Below are 26,197 nucleotides of genomic sequence, written 5' to 3'. Positions count from 1 at the left end.
TAGATGTTCCAAGTTTATTCTCTTAAGTAATCAAAGGTTTTACACCAGCCCTCACAGCGTTCTGCATCACGCTTGTCATATATGCTCATAGCAGATTCGAGATTCAAATTGAATTCATCCTCCTTATCTTCTGCAAGTGCTGTCAGTCGCATCGAATACCAAGCAGTCACACCGCCTGGAGGATTGGTATCGAATCTTGGAAACTCTGGATCGCCCCCATCAATACTTAGCCAATCATGTGCAAGATGTGGATTAAGCGCCATAGCACGTCCTATACTTACCATGTCTACAGCACCGCTTTCGACAGCATCAATTGCTTGCTGACGTGACTTAAAGCCACCAGTCGCCATGATTGGAATCGCAGTTATTTTTTTCGCACGGCTTGCAAAATCAAGGAAATAAGGCCCAGTACCTGAATTACTGTCTGAGCTTGCAACTGCCCCTGGAAAATAAGTTCCGCCACTGATATCGATTAGATCAATAGACGTCTGATCAAGCAATCGAACCATCTCCATAGCGTCGTCTTCCGTCAATCCACCTTCCAACTTATCGGTTGAATTGATTTTAATACCAATCGGAAACGCGTCTCCAACAGCTTGCCGAACCGTATCTATAATCTCTTGAACAATGCGAAATCTCGACTTGATTGATCCGCCATATTCATCCGTACGTCGATTGAATAACGGAGATAAAAACTGGCTCAAAAGGAAGCCATGTCCAGCATGAATCTGCACACCACCAAATCCTGCATCCTTGGCAATTAACGCAGCCTTTGCGTAGATACTTGGTAACTCCTTAATATCTTCGACTGACATGCTCTCACACTTCAATCCTTCAAGGTCTAACGCAGATGGACCCTTAGGCCGACTGACAGGCAAATAGGATAACGCTCCAGCATGTCCGAGTTGCGGCCAAATATGCGCTCCACCGTTAGATCCTCGACGTGCCAAGGATTGCAATGCGTTTTGATCAGTAGTTGGTCCTAATACTAGATTGCCAGGTTTTTCAGGATGTCGAGGATCGCCCTGTACTTCGCCAATCAGGGACAAGGCTGTACCGCCTTCCGCCCAGCGCTCATAGAGACGTGACTGTGCTGTAGTGGCGTTGCCTTTTCCATCACCAAGTGAGTCTGACATTGCGGCCTTTGATAATCGGTTTTTGAGCATCACACCACATGGCAGTTCAAGTGGAGCGGCTAATACATTGGCCGAACTTGAAAGTTCATGCTTAGTCTGTAATTGTGTCATCGACTTTCTCCATCGTTATATCGAAATATTTAGATATTAAGTTTCTGTTAAATACTGTGGTTCTGTTAAATGCATTGTCTTTAGTTTTATCAGTACGAAATAGAATAGATACGTTAATAGCCACGTGTTACTGGTATAGATTTTCCTTGCTTGCTGCTAACACAGAGGCTGCGAAAAATTCATCCCAGTAGCGCTGTATCGATTTTAAAGTGGTTGGCCTATATGCTAATTACTTATATTAACTATTAATGCTTTAACAACTCTTTCTCAACCTCATCAAGGAACGCTTGGATATTGACTTCATTGCGTCGATAAAAGGTCCATTGTCCATGACGCTCAGCAATGACCAAACCAGCCTGCTTTAAAAGACTCATATAGGTTGAAATTGTCGATTGTGACAACCCTGCTTTTTCTTGAATGTACGCAACACAAACACCGTCCAAATCAGCATGCTCTGGTAGCGAAGGCGGAAAGTTCGACCTATCTTTCAACCATTCAAGAATTTTGCGCCGCATAGGGTTGTTAAGGGCGGAGATTACATTTTCAATATTCATAAATCATGATATCCCGATATATAGATAAGAGTCAACGGATAATTATAACTGATTTCAATAACTCGGTAGCATCGGCAACCAAAATACCAAGGCCAACAGCGTGGCTAATAATACTGGCGGCGTGATGAGCAGCCCGATTTTCATATACTGCCCCCAACTGATTTTATAATCCTTTTCTGCCAATACATGTAGCCATAATAATGTCGCAAGGCTACCGATGGGCGTAAACTTCGGTCCCAAATCATTGCCGATCACATTAGCATAAATCATCAGCTCGCGAGTCGCTGCGGGTACTTGCGCGCTATCAATAGCCAATGCACCTACTAAGGTGGATGGCATGTTGTTCATGATAGAAGCCACTATCGCCGAAAGGAATCCAGTCCCTACTGTAGCGATGATATTGCCCTGCTGTCCTAACCAGTTAAGTATTTGGGCACCATAAGCCGTTAACCCTGCATTACCCAACCCATAAACGACCAAGTACATACCGATTGAAAACAATACAATTTGCCAAGGTGCTTTACGTACAACATCAGATACAGAAACAACAGCTCCCCGACCACCCTGCCACCAGCGCCCTGCAATAGCCATCAGCACCAGCGCAGCAGCGCCAGTGACGAGGGAAATAGGAATACCTAGTGATTCAGTCGCAAAATAAGCAACAAGTAATAATGCTAATAGCGGAAAAGCTGCCTTAAAAACCAGCGAATCTTCAATAGCGGATACAGGTGCGCTAAGATTGGCGATGGAATAGTGTTTTGGAATTTGGCGCGCATAGACCACCCATAGCACTGCTAATGTCGCGATGACAGAAACGATATTTACCGGCACCATGACTGCCGCATAACGTCCAAAGCCAATATCAAAATAATTGGCGCTGACGATATTGACCAGATTAGAAGTCACTAACGGCAGACTGGCAGTATCAGCGATAAAGCCCGTGGCGATGATAAAAGCCAATGCCGATGGCGGTGAGAAATTAAGCCGTAGCAAGATAGCGATGACAATCGGTGTCAGAAGTAATGCAGCGCCATCATTGGCAAAAAACGCGGAGATAAACGCGCCCAATATCACAATCATAGGAAACAACAACCGTCCTTGCCCATTGCCAAGTCTAGCCACATGTAGGGCCGCCCAACCAAAGAATCCCGCTTTATCTAATATAATTGAGATGATGATAAGCGCCACAAAAGTAAAGGTTGCATCCCAAACAATGTCCCAGACGATACCAACATCAGATAAATGCACCACACCAAAAGCTAAGGCGACCAATGCACCGCCCATCGCGCTCCAACCAATGCCCAATCCTTTAGGCTGCCATATCACCAAAACTAAAGTCACGATAAAGATAATTAATGCGAGCATGGAGCAACCTTATTTGAGCTGACTTTTTTAACCAGCTTGTTTTAACCGAATTGGTTTAGCTGGTTTGGTTTAGCCGACTTAATATATAAAAGATTAGAGCGATTTTTGATTGACACGTTGCGATACTGCTTCAGCGTTTTCAACACGTTCTGAATAGCGATTAGTCAGATAGGCTGAGCGTCCACGAGTAAGCCAAGTGAACTTTACTAATTCCTCACAGACATCAACGAGGCGCAGATATAGGGGCGACTTGTCCATGCGATTATCGTCGTTAAACTCTAAAAAGGCCTTAGGAATAGACGATTGATTGGGGATCGTAATCATGCGCATCCAACGTCCAAGAATACGCAGCTGATTGACGGTATTAAAGCTTTGGCTGCCACCGCTCACTTGCATCACCGCTAAGGTTTTGCCTTGGGTTGGACGTACGCCGCCCAGTGATAATGGAATCCAATCGATTTGTGCTTTCATAATACTGGTGATGCTGCCATGACGCTCTGGACTCACCCACAGCATGCCCTCTGACCACTGCGCCAGCTCGCGTAACTCTTGCACTTTAGGGTGATCGACATCAGCATCATCAGGCAGTGGCAACCCCTATGGATTAAAAATCCGCACCTCGCAGCCATACCAACGCAATAGCCGACTTGCCTCCTCACTTGCCAGCCGTGAAAATGAGCGCTCACGTAACGACCCATATAGCACTAGTATCTTAGGCGGATGACGTGGGTCATTTGGCGCAATCAATGACTCAATATCAATCGGTTGTAATTTACTGGCATCAATATTAGGCAAGTCATCTAGATTGGCTAAGTCATCTACATCAGGTTGACATGTATTAACCTTGACCATGATATAGAACCTCTCCATCTTCTTTAGTAAAGCTGCTCACTGGATTTTCTAACAATTCAAACACTCGCTCTGAAGGTCGGCACAAGGCTGCGCCTTTATTTGTGACCACAATAGGACGGTTGATTAAGATAGGATGGGCAATCATGGCATCGATAATATCATCATCAGATAGCTCAGGATTATCTAAGCCCAACTCATCATTAATGGCTTCTTTACTGCGTAGCAACTCTCTTGGCGAGAGGTTCATTTTTGCCAATAGCTCAAACAAGTAGTCACGGGTTGGCGGGTTTTTCAGATATTCCACTACTTCTGGCTGCTCGCCTGATGCCTTCATGATGGCTAGTGTATTACGAGAAGTACCGCAGTTAGGATTATGAAAAATTAATGGTTTCATAGCAATCTTACCTATTTTATGGGTATATTTATTAAGAATATATTTGTTAAGAAGACGTTTATTAAAAATTTATTTATTGAGAGATAATTATTGAATCAGCTATCGGCTTAGCGCTTGCTTTAAAGACTGTCTTGTTTATTAGGTTTGGCAGTCTCACAGCCGCTTAAGCTATCCATCAGCGAGGCACACAGCTCTGGATGTCCCGCACAGCAGTCTTGCAATAAAAACTGCACGACAGCTTCCATATGCGACAGCGACGCGCGATAAATTATCTGCCTACTTTGGCGTTTTGACACTACCCACCCTGCTCGTGCCAACACCGATAAATGCGCCGACATAGTGTTATGCGGCACAGACAGCTGACGGGCTATCTCACCCGCAGGCAAACCCTCAGGCTCTTGACTGACAAGTAACCTAAAGGCTTTGAGACGAGTATCTTGAGAGAGCGCAGCGAAGCTTGCGATAGCATTTGTTATTTCCATATGTCCAATAATACAGACATATTGAAATAATTCAACAAATAATAAATCAGAAATGTTGATAAGTGATGACTTAGAGCTTTTAACAATGCACAACACACAGCAAAAAACCCGCTAAAAATAATTTAGCGGGTTTCTAATGTCAATAAACAAGTCAGGCTATCAGCTAGAGTGGTCTTACACTGCCCAACAAGAGCAACCAAAGGCACCAAAGAAGTCTTTAAAATTAGACACTGGTGCTTTCGAAGTCCAAGCTTTAGCATGGTTATGACCGTGCAGCGTACAAGCGCTGGCACAACCACAAGCCATCGCTGCTTGATTCATTAATGGCTCTAGTGAATTTTTACCCGCACCCTCAGGTTCGCCCCATGCACCGTAGCCCCCATATTGATTGACTGGTGACCAATCTGGCATAGCAGGCGGTAGTGGCGTATCGTAATCTGAAAACTCGCCATCAGCATAGACGACTTTTCCGCCAACCACCGTCATATTCGACGTCAAATATGGAATCTCATTTTCTGCCACGCTAAAGAAGTCTTTACTTGGCACAATAAAGTCAGCCAAATGTCCCACTTCAATGCGGCCACGTTCGCCTACTTGATTAGAGAACCAAGCGACTTTTTCAGTCCACATCCGTAGTGCTGTTTCGCGATCGACCAAATTGTCTTGATCATATAGTTTCATACCGCCAACAGTTTTGCCAGTGATAAGCCAAGCCAGAGATACCCATGGATTGTAAGACGCGACGCGCGTCGCATCGGTACCGGCAGATACGTTGACACCACTATCTAACATTTGCTTAACGGGTGGCGTATTTGCCGCAGCAGCCGTACCATAACGCTCAGCAAAGTACTCACCTTGATACGCCATACGATGCTGTACCGCAATACCACCACCAAGCTCCGCGATACGATCAATATTGCGTTGTGAGATAGTTTCCGCATGGTCAAAGAACCAGTTGAGACCGTCGATAGGCATGTCTCTATGGACTTTTTCAAACACATTTAGTGAGCGCTCAATAGTCTCATCATAAGTGGCATGCATGCGCCATGGCCACTTGTTCTGTACCAAGATACGAATAACATCCTCAAGCTCGCCTTCCATCTCAGGCGGCATCTCTGGGCGCGGCTGACGAAAATTCTCAAAGTCAGCGGCTGAGAATACCAGCATCTCGCCTGCACCATTATGGCGGAAGTAATCATCGCCTTGCTTATAATTGGTGGTCTGCGTCCATCTTAAGAAGTCTTCTTTCTCTTCTTTCGGCTTTTGGGTAAACAAGTTATAAGCCATACGTACGGTAAGCTGATTATCATCATTGAGCTTTTGCACGACTTCATAATCATCAGGGAAGTTTTGCGAACCACCACCAGCGTCAATGATGCCAGTCACGCCTAAACGGTTAAGCTCACGCATGAAATGACGGGTTGAATTGACTTGATAATCAAACGGCAGCTTTGGTCCTTTGGCTAATGTGGCATAAAGAATAGTCGCATTAGGCTGGGCGATAAGCAAACCTGTTGGATTGCCATTGGCATCACGTTGAATCTCACCACCGGGTGGTTCTGGCGTATCTTTGGTATAGCCCACGGTGCGAAGCGCTGCCGCATTAAGCAAAGCGCGGTCATATAAATGCAGGATAAACACTGGCGTGTCTGGCGAGATAGCGTTAATCTCATCTAATGTCGGTAGCCGCTTTTCTACAAATTGATTCTCAGTAAAACCGCCAACGACACGAACCCACTGCGGTGACGGTGTCTTGTCTACTTGCGTTTTTAGCATAGACATAGCATCGGCTAATGAGCGTACGCCATCCCAGCGCAGTTCCATATTGTAATTCAGACCACCACGAATGACATGTGTATGGTTATCGAATAGACCTGGTATCACGCTACGTCCATTAAGATTAATCGACTTGGTATTATCACCTTTGAGCACTTGTATTTCTTGATCACTGCCGACAGCGATGAAACGGTCGTCCTTGATAGCGACAGCACTAGCATTAGGCTTAGCAGGATCAAGGGTGGTCATTTTACCGTTGTAATAAATAATGTCAGGGCTTGTCATAATATTATCCTTGTTATAGTAAGAGACCTTAGTGTCAAACAACTTAACTATATGAATTTTATTAGCAATAAAACCAATCAAATGACACTGCATTTATAAACACTACATTGCTTCTATAAACACTACGTTTCTATAATTACTACATCTCAAAACATTGTACTGTTATTAATTTTAATCATTCTGTATAGGAGCTTTTAAAGAAACAGTGCTGTCGGGCGCGCTACTATTTTTACTATCTAGTGTCACGGTTTGGTGAAAGGCAAAGGAGGATTTGTTAATAAACTGCTTAGCAAAAGGCACTATCTGCTCGCCCATCAGCATACCAAACAATCCAACTAAGGCAGCAACTGGCGGCGCAGGTGAGCGCAGGTGAGCGCACTTTTAGTACACCATATAACAAACCAGCGAGAATACCGACAGTCAATGAGATGATATAAATTTTCATATTCCTATCATTTTATTATAAAGGGTTGGCTGAACCTTTAGCTGTCCAGAATAGCTAAAGACACAACCAACCTTTTGTGATTAATTAATCTTATATTTTGGCAGGGTTAGGGCCGATGCTGCCAATAGATTGAGCACGGGCAGGCGCTTTATGCACCATTGTATAAGCATAATCAACACCCATACCATAAGCACCAGAGTGCTCTCTTACAATATCCATAACCGCATCATAAGTGGCTTTATTAGCCCAGTCACGTTGCCATTCAAGCATGACTTGTTGCCAAGTAACAGGGATAACGCCCGCTTGCACCATACGATCCATTGCGTACTGATGCGCTTCAACAGAAGTTCCACCAGAAGCGTCAGCAACCATATAAATTTCGTAGTCTGTGTCTTGCATGCATGATAACGCAAAAGATAAGTTACATACTTCTGTCCATAAACCAGATACCACAATCTTTTTACGGCCATCTTGTGCATGTTTGGCCAAGGCATCACGTACGTTTTGATCGTCCCAAGAATTCATCGAAGAACGCTCAAGCGTTTCGTTTTGTGGAAATACACTCAAAAGTTCAGGTAGCGTATTACCAGAGAAGCTAGCCGTTTCAACGGCAGTGATCGTCGTTGGAATATTAAAAGCTTTAGCCGCTTTTGCCAAACCAACCACATTGTTCTTTAAACTTTGGCGGTCAATCGACTGTACGCCAAACGCCATTTGCGGCTGTTGATCAATAAAAATAAGCTGACTATTCTGAGGGTTCAATAATTCTAAAAGTTTGTTAGACATATTTAATATCCTAATAATAAAGTGAATAATTATAAAAATTTAGGGCTAGGAAAATCTTACAGCCGAAACCTACTAACTCATTAATAAATGCTGAAATGGTATAACGAAGTTGAATTATATTATTAATAAAAACTTAATAATACTAATCCTGGAATTAGCTATTCTTAATATTATTATATGAATAAAACTTTATGTGTACAAGGCAAAAATTGGCATATTACAGTTTTAGTACAATTAATAGCCTCTGTACTGTGTCCCAAAAAAGTATTTATACTAACAAACCTACCTAACATTCATAAAAGCATTAAACATAAAAAAACCCTAAGTAAATAAATACTTAGGGTAAAACTGATTAACGCAATCTTAGTTTTTAGATAGTGTGTGTACAAGAGGTTCAAACTTTAGAACCTAAGTTTTAAAAGTGTTAAAGGCTATAAAATCTACACCCCGCCCGCGCCTTTGCTTGACGCCTCGCTATTTTCTACCAGTATAGCGGCCGCTGTTTTTTTGAGTATTGCCCACTGTTCATCATCGACATGGATACCTTCCTTCCATGAGCGCTGATGCGTTGCAAATAGCTCATCCGTCGATATTTTATGATCGAAATGCTCGATTTCTTGCTCAATATCGAAGTTAGCAGTAGCCAGCTCAATGATCATATCATTAGTATTATAATTGTCTTGCGGTTCATTAAAAAAGTATAAATCAGGATAGACAAAGCCTTGGTTTAAGGTTAACAAAGTATGCTTGGGTACTGTGCCATTATCCCACTTCGCTAGACAGGCAATGCCATTATCAGCTAATTTAACCAGCTCACTATAAGCCAACCAGCGATTATGGCAGTTCATTAAATAAATCTGAAAATGATCAAGATCGCCCATTTTTTCTAGTGCGTAGTCCATGATGGCAGGCAAGTGACAAATCAAACTGCTGCCATGCAAATCAAAGCGAATCGCGCCCGTTTCTTGATGAACGATATCAATGGGCGTATCTTGCTCAGTTAAGATATATGGGCTGGCATTATTAAAGTGGCGCACACCGTCGAGTCCAGCCATCTCTAGCTCAGCCACCATTGAGGCAATAACATCAGCTTCGCCTACTTCACGGTGCATACCAGTAAAGGCTTTATACACCATTGCTACGATTTCATTATGCGATACAATCATGTCTAAACCTCCCTACTGTGTGGATGACTCTTTTATTGACGGCTCTTCTTTTGACAAATTAGGCAATAAAGGAAACAGCCATTCATCACTATGCACCTCGCTAAATAAAGGCGCACCTTGGAACAAAGTAATTCGCACCCAGCGATCAGATCTAGGATCGAACTTGGTCGCGCCAAACATCGATAGCTTACAGCGTAGCAGATGCATCGGCGGTGCATTCTTATGTAAGACATTCATCTGGATATCGCCCATTTTTTTATGGCCCATGGTCCATACGCGGCGAGCGATAGAGCGGTACTTAGGTTTGCTTAACATAAACTCAGATATGAGCTGCTGTGGATCGGCTTGCTGTAATGCTAAATACAGATTTTTTGCTTGCCGTGCGATGTCTAATGACAGCTCTCGATCATCACCGGGCTCTTGTCCGCGTACGCCCATGCGTGGCTCTTCTTTATCCACCGATCGATACCAAAACCAATAGCTATTTTCAGGCTCATTAAAATCAATAGTAATCGCCCATTGATAACGTGATTCTAATACGTTAAGCAAATCTTGAATCACTTTGCCTTTAGGTAGTATTAAGTTTTCATCGGCGTTGACCTTTTCTTGAAACGAATCCACACGCTCAGGATATAGCTCCATCAAGCAGGAAATGATGACTTCTTGGCTCTCAAAACTTAAGTGATTATGAGCTTGCAGGAACTCTGCCCATATCGTGTAATCTTCAATCGTCGTCATCAAGGCGCTTTGTAATGAGGTCAACTCTGCAACCACGGTCGCATTTAATGTAGCTTGCTGCTCATTGATGGTAACGATTTCGGTAAAGTGCTGAATGGCACGCTTAAGTAAGCTTTCAAAGTACTCAGTCTTTTCTGCTTCAATAGCACAGACCAAGGTCGCTTGCACGGCTTCTTCGCGAGTGGTGAGCCACTGATCAACGACGCAAGGGTGGTTAATCAAATATGGCGCCATACCAAGACCAGTCGCATTACCGATTCCGAGATAACGCTTAATCTCTGGATGGAGGGCGACCGTTTTACTACCGCCCTTTTTCTTGGCTAAAAAATCAACCCAATCAAGGCTAAATTCGCGCAGTAAATAAACCGCACACATCTGCGCACGAAACGACTGATTAAAGTCTTCACTATGATCTAATGGCTTAAAGTCATAAATACCAAATTTGCCATTGCCATAGACTGCCGTGGTACGCAGGATATAACCTACTTGTGCTAGTACATCAAGGTCTGGCTGCTTGCCATCAGCTAGCGCACTGACGATATGATCAAAGACCCGCACGCTTTTATTAGCACGTGCCAGCACCATCACCATATTGGAGTTGCGACCTGCCTCTTGTAATGGCACATTGGCTTTGAGATTATCGAGCAGCTCCTGACCAATCTCCCCAAAAACCAGACCAAAGGTGACGTCCCACTTTTGTGCTATTACCCGATCATTACGCTCGTCATCCGCCAGCTCGTTACAGAATACCACCAGATGATACTTGTACTCTGGGGTTTGCAGGCGATAAATGACTTGTCCATAACCATTGTCATCTAAATCCCAAAGATGCCTGCTTAGCGTCCATTTTTCTCTATCAATTTTACGCAATAATGTGCGCACAAAGCTGATACGCGTCTGGTGCATGGCGCCCAATCTTTCAGCATTCATAACCACATCGGGGCTGCGTAAAGACAGTGTCGCTACGTCAATGCTCTCATTGCTTGCGTGAACCAAATTCATAATTCCACTACCTTACATAATGTGCTAGGCCAGTAAACTGGCTAACCGTTTCAACGAACAACTTTAACGAACCATTTCAACTAAATTGCTTTAAACAAACGAATGGCTATCGCAATTAACCTCTAATGACTAGCTTGCAATTACGATAGTTGACCCATTAGCTATTTTCTTTAACACCCTTCTCTTTAGCGAGTTTTTCTTCCGCCATTCGATGATTGACTTCAACTCGATTCGGACGATACAAATCTTGATCGCGTGCCATTTGCTGTGCGATTTGTGGTCCGTTCCATAGTGACGGCAATAAAACAAACGAAACCGGAACAGCGGTAATCACGATGAATGATTGCAACGCCGTTACCCCGCCTGAACCAAGCGAGATTAATACGATAGCGGTAACCCCCATCATAACGCCCCAAAATGTACGAATCATAGCATTTGGCTCATGCTCGCCACTGATAACGACACTGATGGTATAAGTCATCGAATCCCCTGTCGTCACGATAAAGACCGTGGTCAAAATCAAAAACAGTATCGAGGTAATCAATGGAAACGGCAATTGCTGCGTGACCGCCAATAGCGCGCCAGGTAAGTTGAAACCTTCAAAAGCGCTACTAACACTACCGGGATTGGCAATCTCAAACGCCAGCCCTGAACCACCAACGACGGTGAACCAAAAACAGGTAACCAATGGCGCAATAATACAAACGGTGGTGATTAATTGGCGAATCGTACGGCCACGTGAAATACGGGCAATAAAGATAGCCATCATCGGGCCGTAACCTAAGAACCAACCCCAAAAGAACACCGTCCACCAGCTAAGCCAGCCTTCATCACCGCGGTAAGTTGCCATCGGAATGAAGTTATCAATCAAGCCACCGACACCTTGAATATAGCCATTGATAATAAAATTGGTCGGTCCAAAGATTAAAATAAAGACCATGAGCGCAAAGGCTAATATGACGTTAAAGCGGCTAAGCAGTTGCATACCGCGAGTCAGTCCACTAATAGCCGAGATGGTATAAAGCGCAATAGCGAATAGGATAATAATCAGCTGAGTGGTAAAAGTATCAGGAATGCCGAACAAGACATTAAGAGCATAGCTGGTCTGTAGACCCAAAAATCCGATAGGACCGATCGTGCCAGCAGCAACCGCAACGATACAACAAGCATCAATGATTGCGCCCGTTTGACCGGTGAGCACACGCTCGCCAAACATAGGGTAAAGTAGCGTACGTGGTTTAAGCGGTAAACCTTTGTCATAGTGCAAATGCATCACAACGATAGCCGTCAAGCTGCCCACAATGGCCCACGCCAAAAAGCCCCAATGCATAAAGGATTGTGACAAAGCGTTAAATGCGCGTTGTTGCAAGTCTGGTGACTCACCATATAAAGGCGGAGCTGAAACGAAATGTGCAATAGGTTCAGCGGCTGCCCAAAATACCCCACCGCCAGCAAGTAGCGTACAGAAAAGAATGGCCATCCATTTAAAACTATCCATCTCAGGCACTGGTAAATTACCTAAAATGACACGTCCCGTGCGACCAGCACCAACAGCTAAAGCAATCACAAAGGTCGCCAATAGCAGTATTTGCCAAAAAGGACCAAAGATATTGACCGACCAAGCAAAGCCTACTTCAACTATTTTTGCCAAGCGCTCTTCTGCAAAGATAGCCATCAAAACAAAGGCGACTAGAAAACCACCACTGTACCAAAACGCTGGGTTTTTAAGTCCTAAAGTATCGGAAGGCCCCTCTACATGAGCCAATGTACCCACGGTTTTATTGATATCACTACCAATAATAGAGCGTCCTTGCTCATCGTTGTTAAATCCCTTTAAATCGGCCATGATGTGGCTCCATATGCTAACGTTATATTGTTTAAATCAGAGATATACAGTCAATCCACTATAAAAATGAAAGGAGTTTAACGCTATAAAACGTCGTTCGTCTTATAGCGCTTTCGAGTAATAGCTTGCAAAGCTCAGATTTAAACAATGAACCTCTAAAAAACGAGCCTTTAAAAATTAGCTTTAGAGTATTAATCTTTAAGCCAAAGGTTTTAAACCTTGCTCTAAAAAATCGAACCAGTTTTGACCAATGATCTTTCCAGCATCAGCCTCATTAAAGCCGTGCTTTAGCAGGCCGTTATAGATATTTTCCATACCATCTTTGCCAGCAAACCATGGTAAAGTGTCTGGCCAACCTGAATTATTAGCATTGCCTTCACCATAATCCATCGCTTTTGACCAACGTCCATTTCGCATCCATTCGAGCACCGCTTGCGGCTGATTGAGACATAAATCACTACCAATCGCTAAATGCTCGACACCGTATTGATCAGCGCAATTAGCAATCATGGTGCAGAAGTCATCAAGCGTACATGCGCTACCATTGGGCAAATGGAACGGATATAAACTAAAACCTAACAGGCCACCCGCTTTGGTTAAGGCGCTAATGACAGTATCCGATTTATTACGCAGGGCATCATGTGCGGTAGTCGGATTGGCATGACTGATACATATCGGACGCGATGAGACTTCTATCGCCTCAAGCGTAGACTGCTCAGCGCTGTGCGACATATCGATAATCATCCCAACGCGATTCATCTCAGCGATAGCTTGCTGACCAAAGCGCGTAACGCCGCTATCGTTCTGCTCATAACAGCCAGTCGCTAGTAAGCTTTGGTTGTTATAAGTCAGCTGCATAATTAATAAACCTAAGCGGCGCATGACGCTAATCAGGCCAATTTCGTCATCGATTGGTGAGCAGTTTTGTGCGCCAAAAAAGATACCGACTTTACCCTGCTCTTTTGCGGTTTTGATATCAGCGACCGAATACACAGGCAAAATCAAATCGCTATTTTTCTCAAAGCGCGCGTGCCATTCAGCAAAGCGGGTCATGGTCTGACGCGCGTCTTCGTGATAGACCAAGGTGGCATGTACCGCATTGATACCACTATCTTTTAGCATCTTGAAGTAGTCACGATCCCAATGGCTATACTGTAATCCGTCAATGACGATATGATCTTGATACATATCCATTCCCTTTTTATGCTTTTACAAATACGATTTTTAATACAAGTTAATACGCTTTTTGATAAGCAGTCTTGACGATGGTATAGAACTCTTTGGCATACTGACCTTGCTCGCGTGGGCCAAAGCTCGACTCTTTACGACCACCGAACGGAACATGATAATCGGTACCCGCTGTCGCTAAGTTCACCATCACGCAGCCCGCTTGTACTTGCTCTTTAAACATCGCACTACTACGCAGACTTTGGGTGATGATGCCGCCAGTCAAACCAAAGCGGGTATCATTGGTCATGGCAATCGCCTCTTCCAAGTCCTTGACACGCAAAACACAGGCGAGCGGAGCAAACACTTCTTCTTGGTTGATATCCCAGCTGTTATCGGTTTCGGTGAACAAAGTCGGTGACATATAGTAGCCATCGTGAGCCATCTCTAAACGCTCACCACCAAAGGCTAAATTGGCTCCAGACTGTTTGGCTTTTTCGACCCAGTCCATATTTGCTGCCAGTTGCTTGTCATCGACCACAGGCCCCATAAAGATACCGTCCTCAAGCGCATGACCGACCTTTAGCGTCTTCATTTTTGCGACCACACCTTCGACAAAGGCATCATGGATACTGTCCATAACAATCAAACGCGACGAAGCGGTACATTTTTGTCCTGAACCACCAAAAGCACCAGCAACCGCCGCATCAATAGCAACTTGCAAATCGGCATCATCAGCGATGACCAAGGCGTTTTTACTACCCATCTCAAGCTGGCAGCGGATAAAGTTCGGTGCCGTAGCAGCAGCAACTTTGCGACCTGTTGGTACAGAACCCGTAAAGCTGACTGCATCGATATCTGTAGAATTGATGAGCGCATCACCGACGCTAGAGCCGCCGCCTAATAACAGGTTAAACGTACCCTCTGGCATGCCTTGACGATGAATAATTTCCGCTAACGCGACCGCACTGGCAGGCGTTAAGTTCGCAGGCTTCCAAATAACGCTGTTACCAAATGCTAAAGCTGGCGCGATTTTCCATACGGCAGTTGCAGTTGGAAAGTTCCAAGGAGAGATAATTGCAACCACACCGACAGCTTCACGGGTGACTTCGACTTTGACCCCAGGACGTACCGAGTCAGCAAGATCGCCCATTTGACGTAATACTTCAGCAGCATAATAATGAAAGAACTGACCAGCACGATAAATTTCACCGCGACCCTCACGAAAAGGTTTGCCTTCTTCACGTGACAACAAAGTACCTAGTTCATCACAGCGGGCAATCATCTCATCACCAATCGCTTGCAGGATAGACTGCTTCTTTTCAAGTGGCGTTGCTTCCCACTTTGGCTGCGCCTGACGAGCAGCGGCAATGGCATCTTTTACTTGGTCTTTACTTGCTTGTGCGAACTCACCAATGGTTTCGCTGGTATCAGATGGGTTGATATTGGCAATGGTATCAGCGCCCGCTTGCCATTCACCATTGATATAAAGTGATTTGGTTGGGTCTTGTTGCAATACTTGTTGTGTGGTTTGGGCTGACATAAGAACATCCTTAGTAAAACGATTAAAATCAAATGCTTAGAAAATTTATTTGAATAATTAAAATACTGAAAACGTACAATGATTATTTATTAGAGAATCTATGAGAAGCTTAAGGCACAGCGGCATAAACAACCAGCTCTACCAGCATCTCTTCACGAGCAAGTCCTGAGATAACCAGAGCGGCTCTGTTTGGGTATGGTGCTTCAAAGTATTCAGCGTAGACTTGATTAACGGTTTTGAGATACTCGCGATCCGTCACATAAATAAGCACTTGCAATACCGAATCCATGCCGACATTGGCACATTCTAATGTGTGCTTAAGATTGTCTAGCGTTTGCCGAGTTTGCGCCTCAATACCACCTGCGACCACTTCACCGTTCTCATCGATAGGAATCTGCGCGGTATACAGCGTGCCATTATTAGTAATCGCCCACTCTAACGGTGACTTAGAAGCGTAAAGTGAGGTTTTAACCGGTTGCTTGGCGGTGTGAGTCGTCATGTGGTGATATCCCTTAAATAGATGGTGGCATCAGTTATTTACTTGATAGCCTGTATTGCTATGTTGCATCCATGCTACCTTTTTAATAATGACAAATCTAACTAATTAAATATTAAAATTGATAGATTTAATCTATCATGGGAGATATATTATTAGTGAATAGATTTAGAGAGTTAAAAATATGAAATTACAGCAATTACGGCATTTTTTATTTGTGGTAGAAGAAGGCGGCTTTCGTGCCGCAGCTGATCGTGCCAATCGGTCGCAAGCAGCGTTGTCAGCATCCATCAAAGAATTAGAAAAAACGCTCGGTCAGCGTTTGTTTGAAAGTGGTAATAAGGCCACGCTTACCTCTTTCGGTGAAGCCTGTTTACCGAAGGTTGAGCAGTTCCTCACAATTTATAAAGCACTAGAAGATGATCTTAAAGCGTCTGCGTCTGGCGACAAAGGTAAAATAAGAATTGCCAGCGTGCCATCGCTAGTGACTAAGCTATTGCCTAGCGTATTGGTCGAATACTCAAAAAAACACCCTGATATTGAGATTGTATTAATAGATGATAATTCTGTTGGTGTGGCCAATCGATTGTTGGCAGGTGAAGTAGATTTAGCATTGGGTAACTGTACCAGTATGGATCAGACGGATATAGATTTTACCCCGCTCATCTCAGATCCTATTGGTGTCGTTTGCTTAAAAAGCAATTCGTTAAATCAATTGAAAAACCAGCTAGAAAAGCAGTCAAACAACCAGACAAAGAGCCAACGAAAAAAAGGGCTTAAATGGCAACAGCTAGTCACGCAGCCTTTTATTTATAACGGCACTTGTCGGCTACTTGAGAACACGCCAGCTGAGGTGCTCAATCGCAATGCACGCTATACGGTCGAAAACATTACTTCCTTATTTTCACTATTACGCAATGACCTTGGTATCACGACTTTGCCCAAGCTTGCCTTCCCCTCTAATGAGCCTGAGCTTGTTTGGATTGATTTACTTGAACCGACTTTAAACAGACAAATTGGTATCTTTAAATTGGCCAATAAAACCGTCTCACCGCCAGCGCAAGCCTTTTATGAGTTGTGTATCAAGTACGTTCAGGAGCATTATCCTTTATCAGACATGGCCTGACTTTTCATGACTTAATGCTTCATAGTTTCGTTTTTTTAACAGTAGCCAAGTTGACTATCGCATTAGACCACCGTTGGCAATTCTTGGTGTTTTAAACCAATGGTTCTCAATGCTCCTTTGTCATCGACTTCCTTAATAACCAACGACCATTCGTCATTTATCGCGACGGTATCACCCGACACTGGAGCAGTTTCTAAATTTTCTTTAACATACTCAGCAACGGTCTGCTGCCACATATTTATTGATTGGTCGTCAGCTTTAGACTTGAGTTTATCTGCGAGGGTTTCGGATGCTATAACGCCCGTAAAAAATGGTAAATCTCCAAGTTTGACACTGGGCGATAATAACCAATCTCCGTAAAAGTCATCAATAGCTTTACGGTCTAACGTTGTGTCATTAAAAATCTTAGCAATTTTACTGGCATGGTTTCCCCTCATGGCGTACCAGACACTATCACCAAATTTTAGCTTGGTATTTTCATCGACAATGACGATTTGTTGTCCGCGCACTAGCGCAAAAATACTAATCTCATCAGGACTCACCCGGTTAGAGATACCTTTAGGATGACGACCGATAGCAAACGCCCCTGATTGAACTTCAAACTTATATAAGGTGATACTTGCCTTGTCTGACACCCAAACTTCATGCTCTTCTTTTGGATCTTTATTAGTCGGAATACGCACCTTAAATAAATTCGCCATGATAGGAATGGTCGTTCCTTGTAAAATCAACGATAAGACCACCACCCCAAATGCAATATCGAACAGCATAAAGGCACCATCTATCCCCGCCATGACTGGCAAAATAGCAAGGGTAATAGGGACAGCACCGCGCAAACCAACCCAAGAGATAAAACCGATCTCTCTGTCTTTAAACTTAAAAGGCTTAACACTGGTATAGACGGCAATAGGACGGGCAACCAAAATCATAAAGGCTGCAATTGCCACTGAATAATGCCAGACATTGATGACGTTAGATGGGGTGACTAATAGTCCTAAAACGACGAAAAGCACCGCTTGCGATAACCATGCAAAGCTATCCATCACTCGCATGACATGCTCAGTTGAGCGTACCTTATGGTTGCCGATTAGCACACCAGTGAGGTAGACGGCCAAAAAGCCACTACCGCCAATTAAATTGGTAGCCGCAAAGACTGACAAGCCAGCAGATAGTATCAAAATTGCATACATGCCCTCTGCCAAAAGAACTTTGGGTAGTAGCCTAGATAGTAGATAACCAAAGAGTAAGCCCATTCCTAGGCCAAAGCTTAACTGCTGTAATAGTAAACCTAAAAATCCGAATACCGTCTGCCCAGCAGGATCTACATTTAGAGCAATTAGACCCGTAACCAATAAGATAGCCAAAGGATCGTTGGCACCTGACTCTAATTCGAGCGTAGCTTGTACCCGATCATTGAGCTTGACGCCGCCATTACGTAATAGAGAAAACACTGCTGCCGCATCGGTAGAGCCAACGATTGCTGCCATTAGCAAACCAAAGCGCCAATCAACATCGAGTAACCAAGTAACAAAGACCCCTAGCACCATGACGGTAGCAAGTACGCCCCAAGTCGCTAGAGTGACCGCAGGCTTTAGACCGACTCGAAATGACTTAAAAGAGGTACGTAATCCGCCGTCTAGCAGGATACAGGCTAAGGCTGCCTGCCCGACGAAGTTGGCAATGTTATATTGTGAAAACTCAATCCCCAAGATACCCTGCTCGCCCGCCAACATGCCTACTGCTAAAAACAACAACAATAATGGAACGCCCAAGCGTGCTGATAGCGTACTTGCCATGATACTGGCGAAAATTAACAATGCCCCTACTAAGTATAGGATATTTAAGGTATCCATCTTTTTTAAGCCCTATTTTTAATAATTATTACGGTGGTGTTGGTTATGGTGATCGAGCTAATTATATTCGCTGATAGTACTATAAATAACTATTACAGATGTGGCTAGGTGGAAGTGAACAAAAACCACCAACCGATAAATTCTAACAAACCTGCACCCTCAATCAAAAATACTGCATCTCCAGTCATTTTATTTCTTAAAGTATTGTCTATAGTTAAATGACTACATTTATCTTTTTAGATATAGAGATATTGTAGGAATAGCATCTTTTTACAGGACGTAAAAGGCATGATGTGGCTACTGTCAACGAATCAAAAGTCTTTGCAACTAATTATGTTTAGTCGATAGACGATTATGACGACAGTACAACCAATAGACTATCATAAGGAGTGTGATATGGCGGGTGTAATACAACCAAAGAATAAAGGGCATGACATTTCTGCCACCCCTTCTGATCCTAACCAAGAGTTAGTGTCAAACGAAGATCGAGCTACCAAAGGCTCTTTAACCATGGCGTGGTGGGGCGTTTGTAGCGCCATGTTCTATCTGGTCATTGGTATTGCGATGGCAGAGAATTATGGAACTAAGAACGCTATTATCGGCTTATTGATAAGCTGCGTCGCTTACGGGATTATCAATGGAATCATCACTCGCTATGCCATTCGTACAGGCATGTCAGTGGCTTTGTTTTCTCGCGTATTATTCGGTCACAAAGGCGCAGCTTTAGCGACACTCATATTTTTTGCCACGGCTATGTATTACGCGGTATTTGAAGGCTCTGTCATTGCCGTCACCTTTAGCCAAACTTACCCCTCTGTCCCTTACTGGATCGCCGCTTTAATCGTGGTGGCTTATAGTGTGCCTATGATTATGGGCAGTGTCCAAAACTGGCTGGACAAACTAAATGGTGTGCTCTTGCCGTTTTATATTATCGGACTCATTGCGGCGGTCGTCATGGCGACCAATGAGTATGGTTATAGTAGTGCTTGGCTGTCTTTAGGGCCTGAAGAAGCACTGCCCTTTGGCTGGTGGAACGTTGCCGTATATTACATGGGCATATGGGTATTGATGATGTATACCTTTGATTATGCGCGTTATGGCAAGCAAGAAGACAGTAAATTCTTATCTTGGTTTAATTTCGGTATCCCCTTCTATCTCGTCGCTTTTTTCTTAAGCGGATTGGCGGGTATTTATTTAGTGAGCACTATCCCCTTAGAAGGCGCGTTATCCGAGGTGTCCATCACTTTAGGACTGGTAAAATTAATGGGTGTGTTCGGCCTCATATTTGTGGTCATTACTCAAACTCGTATTAACACTGCAAATTACTTATTAGCGACGACCAATTTACAGGCCTTCCTCAAAGATACTATCAATATTAAGATTCCAAAATTCGTTGGGGCTTTATTAATTGGTACTTTTATTTTCGTTCTCATGCTACTCGATGTATTTGCCTATCTGTTACAAGCGCTTGCTTATCAAGGCGTGTTTGTGGTGGCTTGGGTGGCTATTGCCCTAACCCACATTCTCTATCCTAAACGTGAAGATATCTTTGGCGCGGTTCCCGTCATTGATCCGCAGCGCTTGCCAGCATTTGATAAGTCAGGATTAGTCGCTTGGATAGCAGCCTCAATCGTCGGAATCGTACTAATGAATCTGGGCGGTAGCTGGGTCAATTGGTATGCGACCTTGACCTTTATTACAGCGACTGTCCTGTACGCGATATTGATGCCCAAAAATCAGCAACACGTTTTACAACTCTCACCAAAAACAATGACTGGCTAAATAAATGAGATAAAAAGTGCGCTCACAGTCAAATACTGTACCTGCACAATCCATTTATTTACAGTGCGCGTTGCTATAGTAAAGTCAGTGCGATAATAAGATTACAAGGAGTGAATCATGAATCAAGCTACAAACACCTCGACCACAGCTTCAACCACGGCCCTCGATCCTATCACCTTATCCGTTGTTCGTGGCGCGTTAGAAACCGCGCAACGCGAGATGACACTTACCTTAGAAAAAACAGCACGCTCTAGTGTGTTTAACCTAGCTCACGATTATAGTAATGCGCTGTTTGATCATCTACCTGAAATGATCTTGCAAGGTCAAGATATCCCTATCCATTTAGGCTCATTGATGCCAGCCATGAAAGCAGTGGCAGGGTTTTATGGTGATGATATTCATGAAGGAGACATTATTTATCATAATGATCCTGTCGTTATGGGCAGTCATATTTTAGATTGCTGTATGTATAAGCCCGTATTTTATGAAGGTGAATTGGTATTTTGGACCGTATGTAAAGGTCATGTCACCGATATTGGTGGCCCTGTTCCTGCTGGATATAACCCAGACGCCAAAGAGATTTATGCCGAAGGCTTGCGCATTCCGCCGATCAAAATATGGGAAAAAGGCGTTAGACGTAACGACGTTATCAACCTAATTCATAGCAATATGCGTTCACGTCGCAATCAAGAAGGCGATTTGAATGCTCAGTACGGTGCTTGCGCGGTTGGTGAGCGCAACATGATTGCCTTGCTAGACAAATATGGTGTAGAGACGGTTCGTGCAGCTATCGAAGAGCTGAAGAACATGGCTGATAGGCATATGCGCTCGCTTATCGAATCACTGAATGATGGTGATTATCATGGCGAGGCCATTCTGGAAGATTCAGGACATGGTCTTGGCGATTTGACCATCACTGCTGACATTACTATCAAAGGCAGTGATGTCCATATCAAGATAGGCAGTCCGCCACAAGTGCCTTATTTTATTAACTCTTATGCTGGCAATTCGATGTCAGGCGTCCTGCTTGGCCTCATGATGTTCGCTCAAGTAGACCCTCCTTATAACGAAGGTCTGTATCGCTGCGTCACGGTAGATTTAGGTGAACATGGCACGCTATGTAATGCCAAAGAACCCGCACCTCATGTTAACTGTACTACTACGCCGATGGAGACGCTGACAGATGCGGTTCGTAAAGCATTAGAGGACGCCGCACCTGAGCGCGTAACGGCATCATGGGGACATTCCTCAGGGGTTAACATCGCCGGTATTGATCCAAAAACGGGTGAACAATATGTCACCATGGTACTCGCGTCAATTATTTCAGGTGCAGGAGCGACTCAGCAAATGGATGGCTGGCATGCTTGCGGGCCTTTATGTTGCTTTGGCGCATTAAGCTCAGGTGATATTGAGTTATTAGAATACCAATACCCTATCGTCATTCATAAGTATGGATTGGCAGAAGACAGTGGCGGTGCTGGGCGACTGCGGGGCGGTTGCGGTACAGTCTGGGAAGTTGAGCCACTTGATCATACCATGACGGTTGTTGCCTTCGGTGAAGGACGTCATATCCCAACCATGGGTGCAGGCGGTGCTGAGCAAATCTCACCAGAGCTCAAATTAGGTAAGCTAGAAGTGTTCCGTGAAGGCGGCCAGACTGATTTACATCTTCATAATACTGTGATTGAGATAAAGGCTGGAGAACGCGCGCGTAACACCAACCCTGGTGGCGGTGGTTTTGGTAGCTCTTTTGAGCGTGAGCCTGAAGCGGTGCTACGTGACGTTATAGAAGGTATTGTCTCTATAAATGCTGCTGCCAAGGAGTACGGTGTCGTTATCGATAGCGAGACCTTGCAACTAGATGAAAAAGCCACTAAAGCCTTACGTGCAGAAGCGGCATAGTTAATACAGGGATGTATTGACTCTACATATTATATAAAGAAGTTTAAGGATGACTTATGAGTTATGAATTTCGTTTAGGCGTAGATGCTGGTGGTACTTTTACCGATTTCGTGTTGGCTGAAAAAGGCGGAGACATACATCTGTTTAAAGCCCCTTCTACCCCTGAAGATGGTACCAAAGCGATTGCTAACGGGCTGCAACAAATTTCAGAGAAGTTTAATCGCTCAATCACAGATATTATCCAAGCTTGTGACTTATGTATTAACGGTACGACTGTTGCCCTGAATGCTCTGATTCAAATGAAAGGCGTGAAGGTAGGATTACTCTGTACTAAGGGACATGAAGACAGTATCGAAATTCGTTTGGGTCATAAAGAAGAAGGCCACCGTTATGATGCCAGCTATCCCCCAGCGCCGCAGATAGCACCGCGAGATTTGCGCTTCCCTATTCGCGGACGGATACTTGCCGATGGGACAGAGCGTGAAGAGCTTAATGAAGACGATATTCTAGCAGCCATAGAAGAGCTTAAACGCCAAAATATCAAAAGTGTGGCCATCTCTTTTGTGTGGTCAATACGCGATACCAAGCACGAACAGCGCGCAAAAGAGCTGGTACAGCAGCACATGCCTGATGCATTTGTATGCTGCGGCAGTGAGGTCTATCCGCAAATTAAAGAATATACACGCACCTCGACGACTCTAGTTAATGCTTATTTGAGTCCGATTATGTCATCTTATGTCTATAAAATTGATGACTACTTCAAACAGCTCGGCGCTGATCAACCGGTACGTTACTTCCAATCTAATGGCGGTCTTGCATTGGGCGAAGTGATGAAGGAGCGTGCGGTTAACGCCATTAACTCAGGACCTGCTTCTGCCCCGCAAGCTGGATTGTATATCGCTGAACCTTTCGGTATCAATAATGTGATTACTGTCGATATGGGTGGTACCTCGTTTGATATTACGTTAGCAAAAGACGGCAAAACCAGTCTGAATCGTGATATTGATTTTTTACGAAATCGTATTGGCGTACCTATGATTCATGTCGAAACCTTAGGTGCAGGTGGTGGCTCTATCGGCCATATCAATACCTTTGGCATGCTAGAGGTAGGACCACAAAGTGCAGGCGCGACCCCAGGTCCTGCGTGTTATGGTAAAGGTGGCACGCTACCGACGGTCACCGATGCCAACTTGATTCTGGGTTATCTGCGTCCTGGCGCGGTATTAGGCGGTATTGTCACCTTAGATGAAGACAAAGCAAGGGCTGCTATCGAAGAGCATATCGCTCGCCCATTAGATATTGATTTGCCGCATGCGGCTTATGGCATCAGCACTATTGTCAATCAAAATATGGCCAATGGTATTCGCCGCATCACTATCGAAAAAGGCTATGACCCTCGCGACTTTGCCTTAGTCTGTGCAGGCGGTGCTGCTGGTATGCACATTATTCCTTTAGCAGAAGAGATGGGTATTAATACCATACTTGTGCCCAAGTCAGCCTCTTGCCTATGTGCTTTTGGCCAGATTATCTCTGATGTCAAATACTCATATCTAGCCACTCAGATTATGATTATGTCTGCAGATGCTAACCTTGAATCTTTGAATGCCACTCTTACAAGGCTAGAGAAAGATGGTATTGAAAAGCTTAAAGAGGACGGATTTAGTGACGACGATATAGAAGTTGAACGCGCTATGGAGATGCGCTATGTTGGACAAGTCCATGAATGCAATGTCATCGTGCCAAACGGCAACATAGATAGTAATGCTGCCGCAGATATCCTACAAGCCTTTCATAAGCGTCATAAAGAATTATATACTTATGATGAACGAGATAGTGCTGTAGAGCTTGTGAACGTAGAAGTTTCAATCATTGGTAAAGTGGTTAAACCTGAGCTACCGACGCTAGATGCTCAAGTTGGATCTGTAGAAAGTGCTAAAGTGGATGAGCGCCAGATGATACATGATCATACTTACCAGTGGATTCAAACGCCTATTTATGATGGCAACAAATTGGGCGCAGGAGCAGTCGTTACTGGTCCAGCTTTGATTGAAGAGCCAACCACAACTATTGTGATTAAACCTAATTGGCAAGCTGATTTGCATCAATCTGGAACATATAAGTTGAGTAAAATTTAATAATGTGAATATAATACTCTTTATAGGTATTAGTTAAACCTTCGCCTTTCTCTCTTTATGGGAGAAGGGTATTTATCGTTTTTATTAAGACAAACATGAAAAACAAGATAAATTTGAAAAACAAGTTGAGAAAGAATAAAGAGCTGTAAATTCATTGCCAAGCATTTAAGGATGAATGCAAATGGAACATAGTCAAGTAATAAACAAAGAACACGATGAGCACACTGGTTTTGAGAAAATTAGTAGCATTCAGGGGCTTCAATCAGAAAGTAAACCGCTGCTCAATGCAAACGGTTGGCAACGTGTTGTTAATGAAACCTATTTTGACTTAAAAGTACAAGTCAAAAGACCCAATCAGTTCACTGGACAAATTCAACAAGCAGTTTTGGATCAAATGGGTATCTCAGACTATGTTGCTGATTCTGTCCATTATCAGCGTAGTGGTCAGGATTTATCCAAGGCCAGCGATAGTATTTTGCTGACGTTTCCACTCAATGGCTCAGTATGTTTCCAACAACAAAAACGGCAGTTAACTTGTCACCCAGGTCAATTCTTTATCGAGCTGTCTCACGAACCTTATTAATTTTACCATTCTGAAACTGTAAAGCTACAAGTCCTCAAAGTGCCTATCGCCAAGTTAGAAAACCACCAGCGTTTAATAGAGCAATATTTTGCCCAGCCTATCACTACTGAAAAAGGCTCTGGCAGACTACTTAATCATCAAATCAATCATGCCCTGCACTTAGCCACTAATTTTGAATTATCATCTGTAGAGTCGCAATTATTAGAGCAACAACTACTAGATTTAATCATACATACTTTGCACCGTCCTACCCTATCTCTAGCAGACAGCCAAGTCTCAACGATAAAAGCCGCTCACTTGCAACGTATCGAAAATTTTATACATTTTAACTTGGCCAACCCCCAGATTTCTCCCAAGCTAGTTTCACAATCCTGTCATATCTCTGAGCGCTATATACATCTTTTATTTCAAGACCTGCCTTACTCGTTTTCGGAATGGGTCAAACTAACCAGACTGCTAGCCGCCAACAAGCTATTGACTAAAGCTAATTGTAGCTCTGTTGCAGAAGTTGGCTATCAGGTTGGCTTTACCGATCAAAGTTATTTCTCGCGTATCTACAAAAAACACTTCGGCTTCCCGCCCAAAGATACGCCTTCGACTCACTGTAAGCCTCACTAAATGGCTTACATAGCGTAAAAATGAAAACAATTTATCCGTTTCATCATTGTTCTT

The 26,197-nt window shown here is 43.8% G+C and carries 20 protein-coding genes and 2 pseudogenes; 6 read left to right on the top strand and 16 right to left on the bottom strand.

The annotated features are described in order from the left end of the window. Positions 1–14: 14 nt before the first annotated feature. The 15 genes and pseudogenes from AK823_RS04185 to AK823_RS04120 form a co-directional block, all read right to left on the bottom strand. Positions 15–1,247 carry an NADH:flavin oxidoreductase/NADH oxidase family protein gene (locus AK823_RS04185; RefSeq protein ID WP_068326500.1) on the bottom strand — a complete coding sequence of 411 codons (1,233 nt, stop codon included), beginning with the start codon at positions 1,245–1,247 and terminating at the stop codon, positions 15–17. A 245-nt stretch (positions 1,248–1,492) separates the two neighbouring features. After that, positions 1,493–1,801 carry a metalloregulator ArsR/SmtB family transcription factor gene (locus AK823_RS04180; protein ID WP_068326496.1) on the bottom strand — a complete coding sequence of 103 codons (309 nt, stop codon included), beginning with the start codon at positions 1,799–1,801 and terminating at the stop codon, positions 1,493–1,495. 54 nt (positions 1,802–1,855) lie between these two features. Further along, a complete protein-coding gene (locus tag AK823_RS04175) occupies positions 1,856–3,166 on the bottom strand; it encodes an arsenic transporter (protein WP_068034892.1) in 1,311 nt (436 codons plus the stop codon). A 93-nt stretch (positions 3,167–3,259) separates the two neighbouring features. Beyond that, positions 3,260–4,018: pseudogene (gene arsH, locus AK823_RS04170) on the bottom strand (arsenical resistance protein ArsH). Continuing rightward, the gene (arsC, locus tag AK823_RS04165; RefSeq protein WP_068326492.1) at positions 4,005–4,412 is read right to left on the bottom strand and encodes an arsenate reductase (glutaredoxin); all 408 of its coding nucleotides are present in this window, start codon (positions 4,410–4,412) and stop codon (positions 4,005–4,007) included. Before arsC ends, arsH begins: the two are co-directional and overlap by 14 nt. Before the next feature lie 119 nt (positions 4,413–4,531). Continuing rightward, complete coding sequence (locus tag AK823_RS04160) at positions 4,532–4,894, bottom strand: metalloregulator ArsR/SmtB family transcription factor (RefSeq protein ID WP_068326489.1); 363 nt, start codon at positions 4,892–4,894, stop codon at positions 4,532–4,534. A gap of 174 nt (positions 4,895–5,068) precedes the next feature. Beyond that, entirely contained in the window at positions 5,069–6,955 is a 1,887-nt protein-coding gene (locus AK823_RS04155; RefSeq protein WP_068326487.1) for an amidohydrolase, read from the bottom strand. A gap of 294 nt (positions 6,956–7,249) precedes the next feature. Then, positions 7,250–7,400 (bottom strand): annotated as a pseudogene (locus tag AK823_RS14205) (DUF1427 family protein); the annotation flags it as partial. A gap of 90 nt (positions 7,401–7,490) precedes the next feature. Further along, positions 7,491–8,186, bottom strand: a complete 696-nt coding sequence (locus AK823_RS04150; RefSeq protein WP_068326484.1) for a hydrolase — start codon at positions 8,184–8,186, stop codon at positions 7,491–7,493. 440 nt (positions 8,187–8,626) lie between these two features. Continuing rightward, entirely contained in the window at positions 8,627–9,352 is a 726-nt protein-coding gene (locus AK823_RS04145) for a DUF3726 domain-containing protein (protein ID WP_068326481.1), read from the bottom strand. A 12-nt stretch (positions 9,353–9,364) separates the two neighbouring features. After that, on the bottom strand, positions 9,365–11,092 hold the full coding sequence (locus tag AK823_RS04140; protein ID WP_068326477.1) for a hypothetical protein: 1,728 nt from the start codon (positions 11,090–11,092) through the stop codon (positions 9,365–9,367). Between the two features lie 157 nt (positions 11,093–11,249). Further along, positions 11,250–12,938 (bottom strand): BCCT family transporter, encoded by a 1,689-nt coding sequence (locus AK823_RS04135; RefSeq protein WP_068326474.1) that lies wholly within the window; start codon positions 12,936–12,938, stop codon positions 11,250–11,252. 198 nt (positions 12,939–13,136) lie between these two features. Further along, positions 13,137–14,126 carry a membrane dipeptidase gene (locus tag AK823_RS04130; RefSeq protein WP_068326472.1) on the bottom strand — a complete coding sequence of 330 codons (990 nt, stop codon included), beginning with the start codon at positions 14,124–14,126 and terminating at the stop codon, positions 13,137–13,139. 46 nt (positions 14,127–14,172) lie between these two features. Beyond that, complete coding sequence (locus tag AK823_RS04125; protein WP_068326469.1) at positions 14,173–15,648, bottom strand: aldehyde dehydrogenase family protein; 1,476 nt, start codon at positions 15,646–15,648, stop codon at positions 14,173–14,175. A 109-nt stretch (positions 15,649–15,757) separates the two neighbouring features. Next, a complete protein-coding gene (locus AK823_RS04120) occupies positions 15,758–16,147 on the bottom strand; it encodes a RidA family protein (protein WP_068326466.1) in 390 nt (129 codons plus the stop codon). A gap of 181 nt (positions 16,148–16,328) precedes the next feature. Between AK823_RS04120 and AK823_RS04115 the strand changes: the two genes are divergently transcribed. After that, positions 16,329–17,270 (top strand): LysR family transcriptional regulator, encoded by a 942-nt coding sequence (locus AK823_RS04115; protein WP_068326462.1) that lies wholly within the window; start codon positions 16,329–16,331, stop codon positions 17,268–17,270. Positions 17,271–17,332: 62 nt separating this feature from the next. Here the strand turns inward: AK823_RS04115 and AK823_RS04110 are convergent, their stop codons facing one another. Beyond that, positions 17,333–19,123 (bottom strand): potassium/proton antiporter, encoded by a 1,791-nt coding sequence (locus tag AK823_RS04110; RefSeq protein WP_068326460.1) that lies wholly within the window; start codon positions 19,121–19,123, stop codon positions 17,333–17,335. Positions 19,124–19,519: 396 nt separating this feature from the next. On the opposite strand from AK823_RS04110, the gene AK823_RS04105 reads away from it, so the two are divergent. The 5 genes from AK823_RS04105 to AK823_RS04085 all read left to right on the top strand — a co-directional run bounded on the left by AK823_RS04105 (position 19,520) and on the right by AK823_RS04085 (position 26,143). Further along, positions 19,520–20,905, top strand: a complete 1,386-nt coding sequence (locus tag AK823_RS04105) for an allantoin permease (protein ID WP_068326458.1) — start codon at positions 19,520–19,522, stop codon at positions 20,903–20,905. A gap of 117 nt (positions 20,906–21,022) precedes the next feature. After that, a complete protein-coding gene (locus tag AK823_RS04100) occupies positions 21,023–22,807 on the top strand; it encodes a hydantoinase B/oxoprolinase family protein (RefSeq protein ID WP_068326455.1) in 1,785 nt (594 codons plus the stop codon). A 56-nt stretch (positions 22,808–22,863) separates the two neighbouring features. Next, on the top strand, positions 22,864–24,942 hold the full coding sequence (locus AK823_RS04095; RefSeq protein WP_068034868.1) for a hydantoinase/oxoprolinase family protein: 2,079 nt from the start codon (positions 22,864–22,866) through the stop codon (positions 24,940–24,942). Positions 24,943–25,123: 181 nt separating this feature from the next. Further along, positions 25,124–25,525, top strand: a complete 402-nt coding sequence (locus AK823_RS04090) for a hypothetical protein (protein ID WP_068326452.1) — start codon at positions 25,124–25,126, stop codon at positions 25,523–25,525. 39 nt (positions 25,526–25,564) lie between these two features. Then, entirely contained in the window at positions 25,565–26,143 is a 579-nt protein-coding gene (locus AK823_RS04085) for a helix-turn-helix transcriptional regulator (protein WP_068326450.1), read from the top strand. Positions 26,144–26,197 lie beyond the last annotated feature (54 nt).

This window comes from Psychrobacter sp. P2G3 (assembly GCF_001593285.1).
In the GTDB taxonomy this organism is placed as follows: domain Bacteria; phylum Pseudomonadota; class Gammaproteobacteria; order Pseudomonadales; family Moraxellaceae; genus Psychrobacter.
This window is presented reverse-complemented; position numbering and strand designations above follow the sequence as displayed.

Excerpts from the sequence above, each read along its gene's own strand:
- AK823_RS04185 (WP_068326500.1), bottom strand. The coding sequence starts at position 1,247 with ATGACACAATTACAGACTAAGCATGAACTTTCAAGTTCGGCCAATGTA.
- AK823_RS04180 (WP_068326496.1), bottom strand. The coding sequence starts at position 1,801 with ATGAATATTGAAAATGTAATCTCCGCCCTTAACAACCCTATGCGGCGC.
- AK823_RS04175 (WP_068034892.1), bottom strand. The coding sequence starts at position 3,166 with ATGCTCGCATTAATTATCTTTATCGTGACTTTAGTTTTGGTGATATGG.
- arsC (WP_068326492.1), bottom strand. The coding sequence starts at position 4,412 with ATGAAACCATTAATTTTTCATAATCCTAACTGCGGTACTTCTCGTAAT.
- AK823_RS04160 (WP_068326489.1), bottom strand. The coding sequence starts at position 4,894 with ATGGAAATAACAAATGCTATCGCAAGCTTCGCTGCGCTCTCTCAAGAT.
- AK823_RS04155 (WP_068326487.1), bottom strand. The coding sequence starts at position 6,955 with ATGACAAGCCCTGACATTATTTATTACAACGGTAAAATGACCACCCTT.
- AK823_RS04150 (WP_068326484.1), bottom strand. The coding sequence starts at position 8,186 with ATGTCTAACAAACTTTTAGAATTATTGAACCCTCAGAATAGTCAGCTT.
- AK823_RS04145 (WP_068326481.1), bottom strand. The coding sequence starts at position 9,352 with ATGATTGTATCGCATAATGAAATCGTAGCAATGGTGTATAAAGCCTTT.
- AK823_RS04140 (WP_068326477.1), bottom strand. The coding sequence starts at position 11,092 with ATGAATTTGGTTCACGCAAGCAATGAGAGCATTGACGTAGCGACACTG.
- AK823_RS04135 (WP_068326474.1), bottom strand. The coding sequence starts at position 12,938 with ATGGCCGATTTAAAGGGATTTAACAACGATGAGCAAGGACGCTCTATT.
- AK823_RS04130 (WP_068326472.1), bottom strand. The coding sequence starts at position 14,126 with ATGTATCAAGATCATATCGTCATTGACGGATTACAGTATAGCCATTGG.
- AK823_RS04125 (WP_068326469.1), bottom strand. The coding sequence starts at position 15,648 with ATGTCAGCCCAAACCACACAACAAGTATTGCAACAAGACCCAACCAAA.
- AK823_RS04120 (WP_068326466.1), bottom strand. The coding sequence starts at position 16,147 with ATGACGACTCACACCGCCAAGCAACCGGTTAAAACCTCACTTTACGCT.
- AK823_RS04115 (WP_068326462.1), top strand. The coding sequence starts at position 16,329 with ATGAAATTACAGCAATTACGGCATTTTTTATTTGTGGTAGAAGAAGGC.
- AK823_RS04110 (WP_068326460.1), bottom strand. The coding sequence starts at position 19,123 with ATGGATACCTTAAATATCCTATACTTAGTAGGGGCATTGTTAATTTTC.
- AK823_RS04105 (WP_068326458.1), top strand. The coding sequence starts at position 19,520 with ATGGCGGGTGTAATACAACCAAAGAATAAAGGGCATGACATTTCTGCC.
- AK823_RS04100 (WP_068326455.1), top strand. The coding sequence starts at position 21,023 with ATGAATCAAGCTACAAACACCTCGACCACAGCTTCAACCACGGCCCTC.
- AK823_RS04095 (WP_068034868.1), top strand. The coding sequence starts at position 22,864 with ATGAGTTATGAATTTCGTTTAGGCGTAGATGCTGGTGGTACTTTTACC.
- AK823_RS04090 (WP_068326452.1), top strand. The coding sequence starts at position 25,124 with ATGGAACATAGTCAAGTAATAAACAAAGAACACGATGAGCACACTGGT.